Source organism: Pedobacter sp. N23S346 (assembly GCF_048515415.1).
Lineage (GTDB): Bacteria > Bacteroidota > Bacteroidia > Sphingobacteriales > Sphingobacteriaceae > Pedobacter.
Map to the genome: position 1 here is coordinate 329,291 of NZ_JBLYEE010000004.1, position 16,413 is coordinate 345,703.

Here is a 16,413-nt window from a genome sequence, read left to right on the forward strand (position 1 = left end):
CTCAAAGAGGATAAGATAATGCATCATAGGGTGAAAATCAGTAAAGACTGATCCCCGGAATTACACCAAATTAGCGTATGGATAAAATGGAATTGAAAAAGAGCAGCTACCCCAAGAGTATTGGATACATTATTGCCAATGAGGGGGCAGAACGCTTTAGCTTTTATGGCATGCGTTCTATTTTAGCCACCTTTTTGGTGTTTCACTTTTTTAATCCAACCATGAATCCTCTTTTGCAGATTACTGCAGAAGCCAAGGCAAATGAAACCACACATTTTTTTGTATCGCTTGCTTATGCGCTTCCATTTGTTGGCGGCCTGGTGGCGGATTGGTTTTTCGGAAAATATAAAGTGATCATTTATGTGTCAATAGTTTACTGTATTGGGCATTTGTGTCTGGCTTTATTTGATCATGATTTGGAAAAATTTAAATACGGATTAATTTTAATTGCCATCGGTGCCGGAGGAATTAAATCGTGTGTATCTGCAAATCTTGGTGATCAGTTTACAGTCGGCAACAAACACCTGATGTCGAAAGTTTATGGTTGGTTTTACTTCAGCATCAACGCTGGTTCTGTCTTGTCTACTATTGTAATTCCATTGGTTTACGACCGTTATGGCGCCAAATGGGCATTTGGAATCCCCGGAATTTTAATGGCGCTTGCCACCGTGATATTCTTTTTGGGCAGAAAAACGTACATCAATATTCCGCCATCGGGCGTGAATAAAAATAACTTTGTTTTCATATCCATTTATGCGCTCATCAATTGGCGATCAAAGAAGAAAAAACAATCGCTGCTGGATGTAGCAAAAGAAAAGTTTGATCACCAGAAAGTGGAAGACGTTAAAACTGTTTATAATGTTCTGGCTGTATTCGCATTCATTCCGATTTTTTGGGCCCTATGGGATCAGAATTTATCAGAGTGGGTATTACAAGCTACAAAGATGGACCGTCATATCCTGGGTATAAACCTTCTTCCAGAGCAGATCCAGACGGTAAATCCTTTCTTCTTGCTGGTCTTTATTCCCATATTTAACTATTGGCTATATCCTTTTTTGGATAGAAAAGGATTAAAAACTACCCCGCTGCGCAGAATAGGCGCTGGTTTGGTCCTTACCGCTATATCTTTTGTGATCATTGCATTAATTCAAACCAGTATTGATGGCGGCGCAACTCCTGCTATTGGATGGCAGGTTCTGGCTTATGCTATTCTTGCTGCCGCAGAAGTTCTGGTATCCATTACCGGACTGGAATATGCCTATACGCAGGCTAGTAAATCAATGAAAAGTACCATGATTGCGATCTGGTTACTCACCACAGCGCTAGGAAATCTTTTCACAGCCCTGGTAAACAGGAGTATTTCTAATGGTGGTTTCTTTGCTCAATTTAAAGGCGCAGATTATTACTGGTTCTTCATCGGCCTGCTTTGTTTCTTTATCCTAATTTATCTTTTTGTTTCTCCGAGGATTAAAGAAAGACAGGAAACCGATTCTACATCACCCATTCTACCTGAATTAAATTAGCAGATATGATCAAGTCCTTTTCTAAAATCCAAAAACAATATTATTGTACAATTTTTACTGTTACAACTCTTTTTATTACTTTAAGCGCTACCGCCCAGGAACAAAAAAGCAATGCAAAACCCTTGGTTACCAACCTGGAGCAGCTGTTGATTACCCGTCCGCCAGATTCACTGGGCTATCCCAAATTTTATGAAAAATATACAGATGCATTTGGTATTCCGGTGGTTTCATCGGCGAAAGTTTCTGATGCCGCACTATTAGTGGCCCGCGATATCATCAATTATATGTTAGTGAAAAGACCTGATATTCGCAGTGCGATGATGAGCATGAAAGCCCGTCTATCCATCATGGCCTGGTCTGAAATGCAAACGGATCTGCCGGAATATAGTAACTGGAAAAAACCAGCGCTTTCTGATGGCAGACTCACGCCAACGGAAAGAGAAAATTATAATAAACCAGGGGGAATAGCCAGCTTAACGGATAAAGGATATTGGAATCAAAGAGCCCGCGGAATGGGTGGGATTCAAACTTCGTGTGCAGAAGAAAATCTTTTAGGCTTCCCAGGAACGAAGTATTATGGTGAAAATATTATGGTGCATGAGTGGAGCCACAATGTGATGTCTGCCTTGCGGAAAGCCGATCCTGAACTTTACAAGCAAATTGATGTAGCTTACCAAGCTGCAAAACAAAAGGGAATGTATAAAGGCCAGTATGCTATTAATACCGTTGCTGAGTATTGGGCAGAAGGTAGTCAGTGGTGGTTTTGGTCAAACTACGAGTTTAATGATGGTACTGTAAGTGTGCAAACACCTGATGATTTGAAGGCTTATGACCCGACGCTATATCATATTCTCTCACAGGTTTATGCCGGGCATCATATTCCAGCGGATATTTATTATGGGAAAAATATTCCTTTTGGAGGACCGACAGTGAAGCATTAAGTGATGGTTTTGCATTAACAATGGTTGATGCGGCCGTCTTCCTGAACTTGACTCAGGATCTATCCTTTATTATTATTAATTTTTTAAGTCGCTAGTTGCGAATCTAAATTCTCGTCGTAGCGTCTCGCTAAGACCTTAACGAGTCCTGATTAAATAGTCTTTTCGTCAATATAATTATTTTGATAGATAAGGGCCATTTGTTATCGCTGCGCTGGCTTGCCTCGGCTGGCCGCCGAAGGGCTTTCTTCTTTTTCTTAACAAAAAGAAGCAAAAGTCAAGGCTTGGATCTGATGTCGGATAAATTCGTTAAAGCTTAATTTCGGCAGCACAAGCACCCGATGAAGAATCGGGAGAGAACGCGCTGCCTTAGGTTGTAGGGGTATGAAAGATTGTGGAAGAAGCTTTAAACGTTTTCTACTTCCATCATTTCCTAGGCCGGAGAGCAAGGTGGAAAAGCAGGATGCAGAATTAGATCTATCAGATTTATTTTACGTTAAGAAGCGTTTGCATGAACGGGGGGTTAACACGGTCGTCATCCTGAACTTGATTCACTGTTGTCCGGTAAAACTTTTTGAACAAATTTTTACCGGACAGCCTAATCACAAATGGCTGCAATATTCCTTAACCAAAAGAATATTTTGCAGGATATGGAAGCTATGAGCGGTTTAAAATATTAAAACCTCTGAAAATGATAGTTTTTTACCGGACAGCCGAATTAGTGCAAGATTTTTAGGAAACCTATAAAACAATGGGCTTACCTTTTAAAAATGAGATAAAAACAGCTTTTTTAGCTTGATTTAAAGGATTTAATGGATCGTTTAAACTTTAACCGGACAACAGTGAACTTGATTCAGGAACTATGTTTTATTATTATTGATTTTTTAAGTCACTAGCTGCGAAGAATGCTTTTTCCACTCGTCCTTTCCCATCCGGGGAAAGGTGCCGATAGGCGGATAGGGCATTATTTCCTTTGAAAAACCTTAAATCCTTCAAAAGCACCATACCCGACAATATCACCATAAGTAGCATGATATACCCCAACTTCCAAAACCCCATCCGCCAAATCATCCCGCTTCATCGGACTTCCCGGAAGGTTTACCCAATTCCTCCCATCACTACTTCCCCTTAAGAAAAATGTATTTCCGGCACGCTGGATTTGTAAATGTCTGTAAAAATCCCATTTCGATGAATTATTTGATTGTATTCTCCCCTTTGCACCCAAATTAGTAATAATGTTACCAACTCCCCAACCGGGCATGATGCCGTTTTGAATCAGATTTTCATTGCTTCCCGGTAGTTTGACCATGATCCCCGCCTCACTTGCACCATAAGCCTTTTTCTGTGCCAGGCCAAGTAGATCTGAAAGCATGACTTCAGCGACAAAATCTCCTTTCACATTGTTGTATACAAATGGACCTGTTGAAGCCGAGCCATCCCATAACGTATTATGTGAAATCATCTTTAGCACACCTGATTGCTGAATAAGTGTGTCTGCCGTCCCCATGAAACCATCCCAAGAGGTTCCGGCCAATCCATCTTTTGTTCCAGGGATGGACTGAGCTGTTCCACTTTGTCTTTTAATGGTGAATAGCGAGGAATCTGTTTTTGCAGTAAAAGTAGAAGAAGGCTCCGTTACATTCCCGAAATTATCTTTCACTTTAAGTATGTACTCATAATTACTTCCTGGCTTCACCGAAAAATCTATAAAATCAGCAGTTTGATTCCACCTTGCACTATTTGGATTATTAACTTCTGTAAAAAAATATTCGAAAACATTGCCGGGTAATTCAGGCTGATGAGCAACCATGGAAACCATACTTGGCGTGATAGCAGACGGATTTGAAGCAAAGCTTGCTTTTACATGCCTGATACTTTGTGTACGTTTCCAAAAACTAAATTCTTCACTTCGCGCAAGTTCATCTAAACCAGTATTATAAATTAAAACAGAAGAGATTGCGGTTTGACCTCCTGATGTTTCAAGCAGAATCTGCTGATCTTTTTGGGCGTTTGAATGTGATAAATTAGTAGTCAATTTCCCGTCTACAAAAACCTGAAACTTTCCATTTGCATAGTTGCAAATTACCTGCTGCCACCTGCCTGTTCCTGCGAGATTTACATTTTTCCCTACTCCAAAACAAAAATTAGCCTTTGAATCTTTAGTCGTCAAAACAGAAAAAACAGCACTGAAAGGCTTAGTGAAGTTGATTGCTTTGGCAATTTCATCATTTAAAAGAAGCCTTGCTCCATCACTTAATACGACAGCAATTTTCCCAGATACATCAGCTACTTCCACACCACCTTTTATATTCAGTTTACCCAATGCGATGCCATGGTTTTCCCAGTTTTTTAATTTTCCATATTCCAGATTTTTGGCGTCAACGTACAAATCCGTATTGTTATTTATTCCTTTAGCGTAGGTAGTGGTTATCTCCTCAACACTTAAAGGCTTATCATAAATTTTCAGCGAGGCAAGTGCTCCGGAAAACCCTGCACTTCCATCTTCATTCTCCCCGACAATAAAGCGGGATAGTTTTTTAACAAACAGCATTCTTCGATCCGCACGATCCAGTTTACCATCTACATAAATCCGCTCTAAAGTCCCGTCGAAAACCATCACAATATAGTGCCATTGGCTTGACTTCGGAACTTCTTTATACCCCAAATCTGCCCAACCAAGATGAACGGCTGCACCAGCATTTTTGCTCGAGCCGTAACCTACTGAAACATTTGTTAGATTATCACCTCCCCTATTTGTCCACGAAACAATGGTTTCTTCCTTATCAATTTCCGGATTAAGCACCCACATGCTCACACTATAGCTACTATTTCCCAATAAAGATTGCGGCGCTAGGCTGGAAGACAATAAACGTTCCTTTCCAGAGAACAATAATGCTTTTTTTCCCTCAATCATTGCCACAATCGGCTTGCCTGTTCCGGCTGCAGAAAATGTACCTGCCAGTTTCCCGCCATTTGGAATACTTTCAATGGCTGATCCAATACGAAGTTTACTGAAATTCAAATCAACCAATAAACCTTTCGATTCAAAACGTTGCAAAGATTCCCATTTTTTGACTTTGGTATTCATCACCGGATGATATGCTGCATCATCAAAAACTTTAACATTCCAGATCGCCTTATTCAGTCCAGGATATTCTGTTTGCAAAACGGTTGTACGTAAATATCTCGCCTTCACATTTCCAAAATCAATCATCGGACTTCCGTGTTGCGTATTGCGACTTCTATCTGCATACAGTTTCCATGTTTTTCCGTCGAGAGAATATTCGATTTTATACTGATAATACCAGGTGGCGTATTCGAATTGGGTGTGTACACTTCGAACGTGATGAACCTTGCCTAAATCTATGCGCAACCAGGAAGGCCCGATGTTATTTTTCGGTTTCCAGAGCGTTCCGTTGTTATCATCCACCGCGTACTCCGCTTTAAAATCCTGATCGTAAACAGATGAGGCCGTCACCGTTTTCCCTAAAGCAAAGTTCTCATGTGGATTTACGTTTTTCGCCAGATAACCAACGCCCTCATGAGTCGGCACCAGTTTAAGGATATTCCCTTTCTCATCAAAAACAATTTTATCCGTCGCCACTTGTCTGTGATAACCACCATCATTGTGTGGATTATTGTGGCGGTGATAGATTAAATAAAAATCATCGCCCTGCTGCAATACAGATTGATGACCCGGGCCATGCACTGTTCCATCGGCATTGGTAGCCAAAATCGGGTTTTCAATTGCGTATTTAAAAGGGCCCATTGGGTTGGTTGCCGTTGCATATTGCACTCGATACGTTCCATCTTCACAATAACCAGATGAATAGGTGAGGTAATAGATTCCTTTTCTTTTGAATACAAATGGTGCCTCGAAAAAATCTTTAGCATCTGTATTGGGAATTTGAGCCAATTTAGCAAACGATTTCATATCTGCATTGAGCAAGCCAACCCCGCAGCCATGATTTGGATAAATGCCCCAGGTTCCCCAGTACATATAATATTTCCCGTCATCATCTTTAAAAGTCTGGCCATCTAATGTAATTACATTTGGCACCAGAAAGTTAGGAACAATTGGTTTACCCGGAGCCAATAAGGGTGTCCACGGCCCGACTGGCGTAGTAGAAGATGCGCCGAAGATTTCTACTGGCTGACAATAATAAAGGTAATATTTCCCGTCAGGACCCAATGTTGCATCTGGCGCCCAATAATGGTGGGTAGTTGGCCAGTTCATATCCTGCATCGTCCAGTTCACAAAATCTTTTGAAGTCCACACCTGCGATGGTCCAAAGCCTCCACCATTCCCATCGGTAGTGGCATAGATATAATAAGTATCTCCAAATTTCTTTACCGTTGGATCTGCAAAATAACCCGGAATAATCGGATTACCATTTCCTTTTTTCAGGTGTTCGGATTGAGCCAATACAGATTGACAAAAACCGCTCAAAATTGAAAGAAACAAGAAACTGAGCAAAGAATTTTTCATAATTATTGATTTGATCCCGCTTCGGAGCGATTAAATTGGTTCCGGCTAACCTGCAGCAATATGCACTACTATTTTGTTGGCGAAACCAGGTTTACATTTGGTGTTTCGGCGTGTAGAAGATGCTTGATAAAGAAGTCTCTTTTCCGTCTTCGCCCGTAAACACCACCATCACTATGGCCCATTCCCGGAATGCTCAGTATATCGAAATCTTTATTAGCCTTAATTAAGGCATCGGCCAGGCGATAAGTAGATTCTGGTGGTACATTTTCATCTGCTTCGCCAACAATCAGGAATAAATTACCCTGTAGTTTTGCCGCATTGGTAATATTAGATTGTGCGCCGTAATGTTCTCCAACCGGATAACCCATCCATTGTTCGTTCCACCATTGCTTATCGATGCGATTATCATGGCAGCCACAGGCAGAAACCGCAGCTTTATAAAATTCGGGATGAAAAAGTAGCGCCCCAGTTGAGTTTTGGCCACCCGCAGAAGTGCCGTATACACCAATTTTATTAATGTCGGCATTAGTATATTTTTTAGCCATGGCTTTCATCCATAAAATCCGGTCTTCGAAACCCGCATCGGCCAGGTTATGCCAGCAAACATCATGAAATGCTTTTGATCGGTTGGCCGTTCCCATGCCATCCATTTGCACCACAATGAAACCCAGTTCTGCCAGGCTTTGCATTTCACTCGCTGGCAGGAAAATTTTGGGCACAAAGCTATCCTGCGGACCGGCATAAATATATTCTATGATTGGATAGGTTTTGTTCAGATCCATATTAGAAGGCCTGCAAATTATGCCCCAGATATCAGTAGAGCCATCTCTACCCTTTGTTACAAAAACTTCTGGCAACTTCACCCCGGTTTTTAAAAATGTTGCCGCATCGCCATGCTCAATTTCTTGCAAAGTTTTTGTACTTGCAGTAAGTTTTAATTTAGTAACCGGCGGAATGTTAACCTGCGAATAGGTATCAACATAATATTTCCGGTCGGGTGAAAAGGTAAGGGTATGATTGCCGATCTCTGGCGTTAAGTTGACTAATCCCTTCCCATCAAAACCGATCCGGTAATAATGGATAAAATAGGGATCTTCATTTTTATTCATGCCACTGGCTTTAAACCAAACCTGGCGTTTTACCACATCCACACTATCAATATCGCGAACCACCCAATTGCCTTTGGTAATCAGTTGTTGTTTACCCGAAATGCCATTTACAAGATAAAGGTGTTGCCAGCCATCCTGCTCACTGGTGTATAAAATTTCGTTTGTTTTAGGGAGATAGCGAGTATAAATTCTATTTTCGTAAATGAAGGTTTTTGTTTTTTCATCAATGATATTTTTGGTCTTGCCCGTTTGTACATCTACCTCAATTACCCTGAACCGCTGGTGACCGCGATCTGCTTTTTCATAAGAATAGTATCGGTTATCACGCCAGTGTAATGGCTGCGGATCGAAAAAATCAGTGGGTTCTACATCAACTTTTTTCGAAGTTTTAGTTGTTAAATTAAAAACATAAGGCTGATAAGCGGTAAAATCATCACCAGGTTGAGCATATTCCCGAGATTTTAATTCGCCTCTTGTGGTTCCTGGAACGGAGCTTAAAACGTAATGAACTTTCTTTGTTTCCTTCGGATCAATTTTATAAGCCACCACCGTTTTACTATCCGGCGACCATTCAAAATTCCCGTAGGGTTTATCTGCAGAACCGTCTTTACTTATTGGCGTTTCAGCTTTCGTTGCCACATCAATCAAGATCAGATTGCCTCCACGAATTTCCATTTCGCTTTTTCCATCGGGTGATAAGCGAACCGTTCTGCTCCCCTCCCAACGAGAGCGTTTTCGCTGCAAAGGCGTTTTCGGATTATATTTAAAAATTGTGGTATCGGTAGTAGCTGCGATGCTATAATCCTTCAGATTTACCTGATACCATTGATTTTGAGTTTTTAACTTTAAGGTATTTTGATCTGCAAAATAAAGTTCGGTAAACTGCAAACGCATGGCAGATTGCTTTTTACCACTGATGGCCTCTATTTTCTGTGCCAGCTTTTCTGCATCGAAGGCGGGCTTGCGATTTCCAGAAGCCACATCAACATAAATATATTCGCAGTTTTTATCTGGTAGATTTTTCTTGTACCAAAATGCTGATCCATCTTTTTTCCAAAATGGAACAATATCATTATTGGTGGGGATGTTGCGGATAGCGGTATCTAATTTATTTGCCCGCTGATAGGCCTGAACAATATCCGCGGCACTGGGTGCGTAGGAAGTTTGTTGAGCTAAAACAGTAAGAGAAGTGATAGTAAAAAAAGAGGTAACGGCGAATTTTTGGATCAGGGAATTCATTTTCATTTTGCAATGTTAAGCTGTAAATATAATTCAACAAGTGCTTAAATTCCCTTTGTATTTTGATGCATAACACGAATATTTTAACCTACTTTACTCCTTTCTTTTTCTTTTATTTCTCGGTGTTTAAACGCCTGATCAGATAATATACCGGGATACCAATTAACGTGATGATTAATCCCGGCCAGGTAAATTTGGGTTTAAAAATGATGAGAAGAATACAAAATGCTAACCCCATTAAAATGTAAATGATCGGCAAAACAGGATAACCGAAGGCTTTGTAAGGTCTTGCAGCATCGGGCCGTTTTTTGCGAAGAATGAAAATCCCAAAAATGGTGAGCATATAAAAGCCCACTACCACGAAGGAAATCATATCCAGCAAATCTCCGTATTTCCCGCTTAAACACCACAAACAAGCAAAAACGCATTGAATCCACAAGCCAAAACCCGGAACGGCATTTTTGTTGAGTTGAGCAACTTTTTTAAAGAATAAACCATCTTTTCCCATCGAATAGTAAACCCTTGCACCTGCCATAATCAATCCGTTATTGCACCCGAAAGTGGAGACCATAATCATTACGGCGATAATCATCGTTCCGGCGGTGCCGAAAATATGGCTTGCCGCAGAAACGGCCACCCGGTCTTTATCCGCATAGGCGATATCGTGCAAACTCAATACCCCGGTGTACATCACATTGGTTAAGAGATAAAGCACCGTTACGATGATGGTACCTAAAGCTAAACTCAGCCCAATATTACGTGCCGGATTTTTAATTTCCCCTGCAATGAATGTTACATTATGCCAAGAATCGCTACTAAAGATTGAACCCACCATTGCCGCAGCAATGGCACCAAAAGCGGCTAGAGTTGTGTATGGCGAGATCATTCCATCAGCATTTAATAACCCTAAATGCCACATATTTTCCCAGTTTGCTTTCCAGATTCCTTTATCGAGAAAATACAGTCCGAATCCAATCAAACCAAAAAGACTAAGCAACTTCGCTACTGTAAAGGTAGTTTGAATTGCTTTTCCTGCATTTACTCCTCGGCTATTTACATAAGTGAGCAATATAATAACGGCAATGGCCAGCAGTTGTGCAGGTGATATGGTAAAAAAACCTAAATCTACCGCAACACGGTCTTCACTAAAAGACGGCAACAAATAGGCTGTGAATTTGGCAAATGCCACGCCAACTGCTGCTATTGTTGCCGTTTGAATCACCGTGAAAAAACTCCAGCCATATAGAAAACTAACCAGTGGATTATAGGCTTCTTTCAGGTAAATATATTGCCCGCCAGCCTTTGGAAACATTGCGCTTAGTTCGCCATAACTTAAAGCTGCGGTTAGGGTCATGAACCCTGTAATCAACCAAACCACCAAGAGCCATCCTGCACTTCCCACATTTCGGGTGATATCTGCACTCACGATAAAAATTCCAGATCCAATCATGCTGCCAGCAACTAACATCGTTGCATCTAACAATTTAAGTGAGGGTTTAAAGTGTTTAGTTTCTTCTTTCATAAATTTAGTATCTTGATTTTGTGGTTCAGAATTGATTAAGGTTTAGACGTTTTGTCGTAGAACTTCCATGTAGTGGTAAAATCTCTTGTAAGTGGCTGATTGATTAAAGTTGCCCTGATCATTTCAACAGGAATAAGATTTTCTTTAATTACAGCATCATGAAATTGTTTAAAACTCATTTTGCCACCATCAACAAGTTCATTCTTTAAAGCAAAAAGCTGCAGGCCTCCCGTAAGGTAAGCCACCTGGTATAGCGGACTATAATTGCCTTGAAACGAACGACGAACTTCACCTTCTGCATTTGCACGTTCGTGCCCAACACGATCAACCAGAAAATCGATACTTTGCTGTGGTGTCCATTTCCCCAAATGATAGTTTAGCGAAAACAAGATTCTTGCGCATCGGTGCATGCGCCAAAACAACATTCCCATTTTTTCTTCTGGTGTTTTGGCAAAACCTTTATCGTATAGCAAAAGCTCCCAATATAAAGACCAACCTTCGATACTAAAAGGTGTTTTAAAAGGATCACGGTAGCTCTTATATCGGTTGTTGATATAATATTCATAATGATGGCCAGGTAAAAGCTCATGCTGAACGGTACCTCTTGAAAAATATGGATTATTCCCCCTCATGCTCATCAGCTTATCCTCTTCTTCCATAGTATTAGTTGGGTACGAAATACTAATTTCTCTTCCTCCGGTAAAAAAAGGATTTACCAGTTGTCGTTCTGAAGACATCATAACCATACCCCAGGTCTCTTCCGCCAATGCCGGAATATCAATTAGATCGTTAGCCTTAATAAACTTAAGTGCATCATCCTGTAATTTCACAATTAATTCAGGTTGTTTACCTAGTGGCACATAGCTATTTTTTATTTTTTCCTGTGCTTTTTTCCAATCTTTCCCAAAGCCCATTTCAACTGAAGCTTTTAACAGTTCAGCATCACAAAATTTAAATTCTTTTTCAGCAAGCTCGATGAGTTCCTTTGGGGTATAAGGAATCAGCTCTGCATTTAACTGTCTGATCAATTCATCACGCCCAATTGGCAAGCCTTTTATACCCAGCTTATCATGATTGGCAGCCATCAAACTATCTTGTTTAGCTGAAAATTGTTTAGCATAATTATCTAAAGCAAGATCAACTTTTTCATAAGGTTTAGGTACCCACCAGGTAAAAGTAGGTTCGTAATTCATGTAAAACTGATAAAATCCTTTTAAACGATGCTTTAAACTAATGGCAATATTAGATGCGGTTTTTAGCTGATCTAAACTAAGTTTGGTTGTTTTATTTAAATCTGAAGATGCCGAATCAATCATCTTTACTGTAGCGTTCAGTTCGGCGGCTATAAGAGCCCCATCCTTGTAAGTACCCCTTCTTCTAAGATTTTCCAGGCTGTAAATGTTATCTGCAAAAGGAAAGTACTTTCCCAGCGACTTATAACTTTTTTCTTCCTGATCAAGCAGAAAAACAGAAGCTTCAATTTGTTTCTTTAAAAGTATATAATCTACTTTTCCGTATATACTAAAGGTATTAAAACCTGCAGATTTTAGTTTTAGCAGATAGTCGTTATTAATTTCTTGCAAACGCTTACGCTGAACAGGACATTTAACAGTTGTGAGCGGCGCAGCATAGTAGCCGCCTGCCGAATAAGGATAATAAAAATCGTTAATGGCATCCACATCTCGTTGGTAACCTACAATTAGGGTCCCCATTTCGCTGGTTTGTTCGTAAAGGACAGCATTGGGGCTTTGGGCACTCAGCCGCGAGGATAGAAACATGCTAAAACATATAAAAAAAAGAGTGCCAAAAAGTAGGCTATTACGCATAGTAAATTGTTTAAATTGGAACAATAGCAATTAACTCCGATTAAAAAAATCAGATCATTTTATTAGAAAAAAAATGACTTGTGAACCTTACGCTCCCATGTAACTTACCCTGCTTACTGTATTATAGGTATCTACATAAGCTCTTGGCGACTGACCAATAATGCTTTTAAAAACCCGGTTGAAATTAGTAATGCTATTGAAGCCAGCTTTATAGGCTACGCCCGATATGCAGTCAGTTTTCTCTCCGGAAATTAAACTTTTACAAGCATCATTAATTCTTACCTCGTTCAGAAATGACACAAAAGTATGACCGGTATGTTTTTTGAAATATCTACAGAAGGCCTGAGGCGTCATAAATGCAACATTTGCCACATCTTCCAACGTAATCTGACTGTTGTAATTTTCTGTAATGTAACCGATGATTTTACTCAACCGCATGCCTTCATTTTCACTAACATTTGACGAATATAAATCAGAACATAATGGAATGGTGTCGTCGCCAATGGATTGTAAAGCCACCATCAGTTTAACAAATGCAAAAAGTAAATCGGTACCAGATGCCTCGTGAACGGCAACCATTTTACTTAATATTTCTTCAGTATGCATAAAGGGCACCTTGAAGCCATGTTTGTTTTTTGCTAGAAAAGAATTGGCCATCTTCATCTCCGGAAGAGAAAATAGTGGACCTAAGGTTCCGTTTGAATTAAAATAAACAGAATAAGCGGCAACAGATCGTTCACTTTTAGTTTCAAAATATTCCGGATTGCTTTTAAACAAATGTGGAAGTTTTGCGCCGATCACAAATATATCGCCAGGTCTGAAAGCGTGCATATCACTTCCAGCGATTAGCGTCCCCTCACCCCGTTCAATGTAAGTGATCTGCCACTCATCATGTCTGTGCAGATACTGATAAAAATAAGGCAATTCTACGTGCTCAGAAATGACACTCTTGTCATCAGGCACAAGCATGGTAAATGGCAATACTTTCATATCTCGGTTTGGTTGGTTTGTTGGTTGTTGATTACGATTCAATATAAGGATATTAACTATAAAAATTCAAAAAAACCTTTATTAGGTTAAAATCCTGCTACAATGCGATAATATTCAACAAATCTACGCCTTGAATTTTTATTCTTAAGTAATATTGAAAGTAAGCTGAATAAGCAAATTCAAACAAAACATTAATTTGGTTAGCGAAAATTAAGGTATGATTAATTTATATTAAGATTTGTCATATTGAGCTTATCGAAACACCGTTAAGGATATTTTTTATAAGCCATTCAACAGGCTACTAATGACAGCAAGGGACGAACTTCGCTATTACCACCCTGCTCTCCGGCCTAGGAGATGATGGAAGGAGAAAACGTTAAAGCTTCTGTAAAAACTTTCGCACCACCACTACCCAAGGCAGCGCGTACTCCGCGATTCTTTATCGCGGCTTGTGCTGCCGCCATAAAGCTTCAACGAATTTATCCGACATCAGTTCCAAGCCTTGATTTTTTTGTTACTTTTTTGATCAAGCAAAAAAGTAGGAGCCTTTCGGCGGCCAGCCGAGGCAAGTTAGAGCGATAGCTTTGAGGTCGTAACGAGACGCTACGACCAGTCCAAAATTTTATTCATCATCTGAAAGGAGATCAAAGGAATACCTCCACAAAATCATAGAAATTAATTATGACACTTTGATGTATGTATCTGCAATTACTCGGAACAGAAAATTATTCAACTTTTTAATTTTAAAGTTGAAATTAAATCAATTATCAAATAACAATGTTTTTATATTTTACGATTAGCTTCTTTTATAAAATAAAAAGCATTATCTTTTTATTTTTGTAAAACATTTCTACTGTATCAACTGGAGAAATAACTTTACCACAATTATAAAATACTGATTGTAAGAGTGCTTTCTCCGCATTTTCTCATCAGTAATATTTTAAAGAATTTTAAAACAACATATTATGTATACTACATATCATTTAACATCAGCACAGGAAGTAAGCACTGACATTTTAGATGCAATCAAGGCTACTTTTAAATCCAAGCCTATCACTATTATTGTAGAAGAGGATAATAATGATCATGAACTTACCACCGACATGAAAATTGTTTTGGATGAACGCTTGCAAGAAGATGAGAGCTCCTATCTTACTGCTGAAGAGTCTATCCTTCAACTCAATAAAAAATATGATTTATAAAATCATCGTTTCGCCGAGAGCTCAAAAGGAAATAGAAAACGCTATTGATTACTATGCTTTATATAGTATCGATGCTCCAGTTCATTTTATTTCGGCTCTTAAAGATGCTTATAATTCATTATTAAAAAATCCATTTCTGAGAGTACGCTATAAAAATATCCGTGCTTTAGGGATTAAAAAATTTCCCTATGCCTTATATTTTATAATTAACGAAGACAATAATTCAATCAGGATACTATCTTGCTTTCACAACAAAAGAAACCCAAATAACAGACCAAAGTATTAAAGTCATCATTTCTAAAGCTTCTGCATTAAAAATGATCCCATTATCTATTTGCCGAAAATGATTCCACCGCCATTTCCAGTTTTTCTTCTGCTATAATCTGACTGACCAATAAACCTGTTGCAGGCCCAAGACTCAATCCCATCATCCCATGACCAGTGGCAATAATCAAGTTTTTTCGGTGAGTGCTGCGGCCAATATAGGGTAATCCATCAGGTGATGATGGTCTGAATCCATACCAGATCTCTTTTTCATTCGGAAGAGCAGGGTTCAAGTCAGGGAAATATTTAGGTACAGATTCCACAATTCCCTTCACCCGCTGCATGTTTACCGTTGTATTAATCTTATCTAACTCCATCGTTCCACCATAGCGAATGCTGCCATTCATAGGTGTAATAGCCACTCTCGCTTCGCAAAGTAAAGCCGGAATGGTTAAGCGTTGCTGCGGCTCTGGCTCCATAAAAGAATAACCTTTTCCTGGCATCAGTGAGATATTCAAATCAGCCATTTTAGCAACCGCTGGCGACCATGACCCTGTGGCAATCACATATTGATCAGCTTCCCAGGCCGTAGCACCAGTAAACACTTTCGTAATTTTATTCCCTTCTGATTCGATTTTGTCTACTTCTTTCCCACTAACCAACGAAACACCATTACTTCTCAGATAAGTGAGTAAAGCATTCATCAGCTTCCCCGGATAAAGGTGTGCATCACATCGGTAATGAACGGCGCCGAGTACATCAAGATTTAAATTTGGTTGCAGTGCCTTACATTCTGCCGCACTTAAAACAGCCATATCCAGCCCAAGGGCCTTGGCTTTATCAGCCAGGTGCGCTTCTTCTTCACCAGCCTGTTCGGTTTTGTAGAAAGCTAAAATGCCATTATTGGTGAGTTCGAAATTGAAATCTGGTTCTTTTGATAAATCTTCGTAAAGCTTTTTGCTCAATAATGATAAATCACGAAGGGGTTCTGCAGATTGAGTCACATGCTTTTCTGTAGCGTGTTTCATGAATTTCAGCCCCCAGCCAATGAGGCTTGGGTTTAAAGATGGGCGAACGTAAAAAGGACTTTTACTATTAAACATCCAGCGGATCCCCTTACTCAACATTCCAGGCGCAGCCAATGGAATAAAATGACTAGGTACAATCATACCTGCGTTTCCGAATGAGCAATTATCACTTAAATCGCCTTTATCCAGAACTGTTACTTCAAATCCTTTTTTTTGAAGATAATATGCAGACGTAAGTCCAACAATTCCTCCACCTATAACTAATACTTTCGACATTATATTT

The 16,413-nt window shown here is 39.7% G+C and carries 10 protein-coding genes; 4 read left to right on the top strand and 6 right to left on the bottom strand.

Annotated elements, in window-relative coordinates; all coding sequences use genetic code 11:
• Positions 1-77: 77 nt before the first annotated feature.
• Both ACN1CD_RS10245 and ACN1CD_RS10250 read left to right on the top strand, forming a co-directional pair.
• Entirely contained in the window at positions 78-1,523 is a 1,446-nt protein-coding gene (locus tag ACN1CD_RS10245; protein ID WP_419130296.1) for a POT family MFS transporter, read from the top strand.
• Positions 1,524-1,528: 5 nt separating this feature from the next.
• On the top strand, positions 1,529-2,464 hold the full coding sequence (locus tag ACN1CD_RS10250; RefSeq protein WP_419130297.1) for a glycoside hydrolase: 936 nt from the start codon (positions 1,529-1,531) through the stop codon (positions 2,462-2,464).
• Positions 2,465-3,425: 961 nt separating this feature from the next.
• Here ACN1CD_RS10250 and ACN1CD_RS10255 read toward each other — a convergent pair.
• The 5 genes from ACN1CD_RS10255 to ACN1CD_RS10275 form a co-directional block, all read right to left on the bottom strand.
• Positions 3,426-6,950: a family 43 glycosylhydrolase gene (locus ACN1CD_RS10255; protein WP_419130298.1), complete on the bottom strand. Its 3,525-nt coding sequence runs from the start codon at positions 6,948-6,950 to the stop codon at positions 3,426-3,428.
• Positions 6,951-7,018: 68 nt separating this feature from the next.
• Positions 7,019-9,304 (bottom strand): prolyl oligopeptidase family serine peptidase, encoded by a 2,286-nt coding sequence (locus ACN1CD_RS10260; protein WP_419130299.1) that lies wholly within the window; start codon positions 9,302-9,304, stop codon positions 7,019-7,021.
• A 106-nt stretch (positions 9,305-9,410) separates the two neighbouring features.
• On the bottom strand, positions 9,411-10,820 hold the full coding sequence (locus ACN1CD_RS10265; protein ID WP_419130300.1) for an APC family permease: 1,410 nt from the start codon (positions 10,818-10,820) through the stop codon (positions 9,411-9,413).
• A 35-nt stretch (positions 10,821-10,855) separates the two neighbouring features.
• Positions 10,856-12,598, bottom strand: a complete 1,743-nt coding sequence (locus tag ACN1CD_RS10270; RefSeq protein ID WP_419130301.1) for a DUF885 family protein — start codon at positions 12,596-12,598, stop codon at positions 10,856-10,858.
• Positions 12,599-12,733: 135 nt separating this feature from the next.
• Positions 12,734-13,636 carry an AraC family transcriptional regulator gene (locus tag ACN1CD_RS10275; protein WP_419130302.1) on the bottom strand — a complete coding sequence of 301 codons (903 nt, stop codon included), beginning with the start codon at positions 13,634-13,636 and terminating at the stop codon, positions 12,734-12,736.
• Between the two features lie 965 nt (positions 13,637-14,601).
• Between ACN1CD_RS10275 and ACN1CD_RS10280 the strand changes: the two genes are divergently transcribed.
• Together ACN1CD_RS10280 and ACN1CD_RS10285 are read left to right on the top strand one after the other, a co-directional pair.
• Positions 14,602-14,838 (top strand): hypothetical protein, encoded by a 237-nt coding sequence (locus tag ACN1CD_RS10280; RefSeq protein WP_419130303.1) that lies wholly within the window; start codon positions 14,602-14,604, stop codon positions 14,836-14,838.
• The gene (locus ACN1CD_RS10285) at positions 14,828-15,124 is read left to right on the top strand and encodes a type II toxin-antitoxin system RelE/ParE family toxin (RefSeq protein WP_419130304.1); all 297 of its coding nucleotides are present in this window, start codon (positions 14,828-14,830) and stop codon (positions 15,122-15,124) included. Before ACN1CD_RS10280 ends, ACN1CD_RS10285 begins: the two co-directional genes overlap by 11 nt.
• A 40-nt stretch (positions 15,125-15,164) precedes the next feature.
• Here ACN1CD_RS10285 and ACN1CD_RS10290 read toward each other — a convergent pair whose 3' ends face one another.
• On the bottom strand, positions 15,165-16,406 hold the full coding sequence (locus tag ACN1CD_RS10290; protein ID WP_419130305.1) for an NAD(P)/FAD-dependent oxidoreductase: 1,242 nt from the start codon (positions 16,404-16,406) through the stop codon (positions 15,165-15,167).
• Positions 16,407-16,413: the final 7 nt, after the last annotated feature.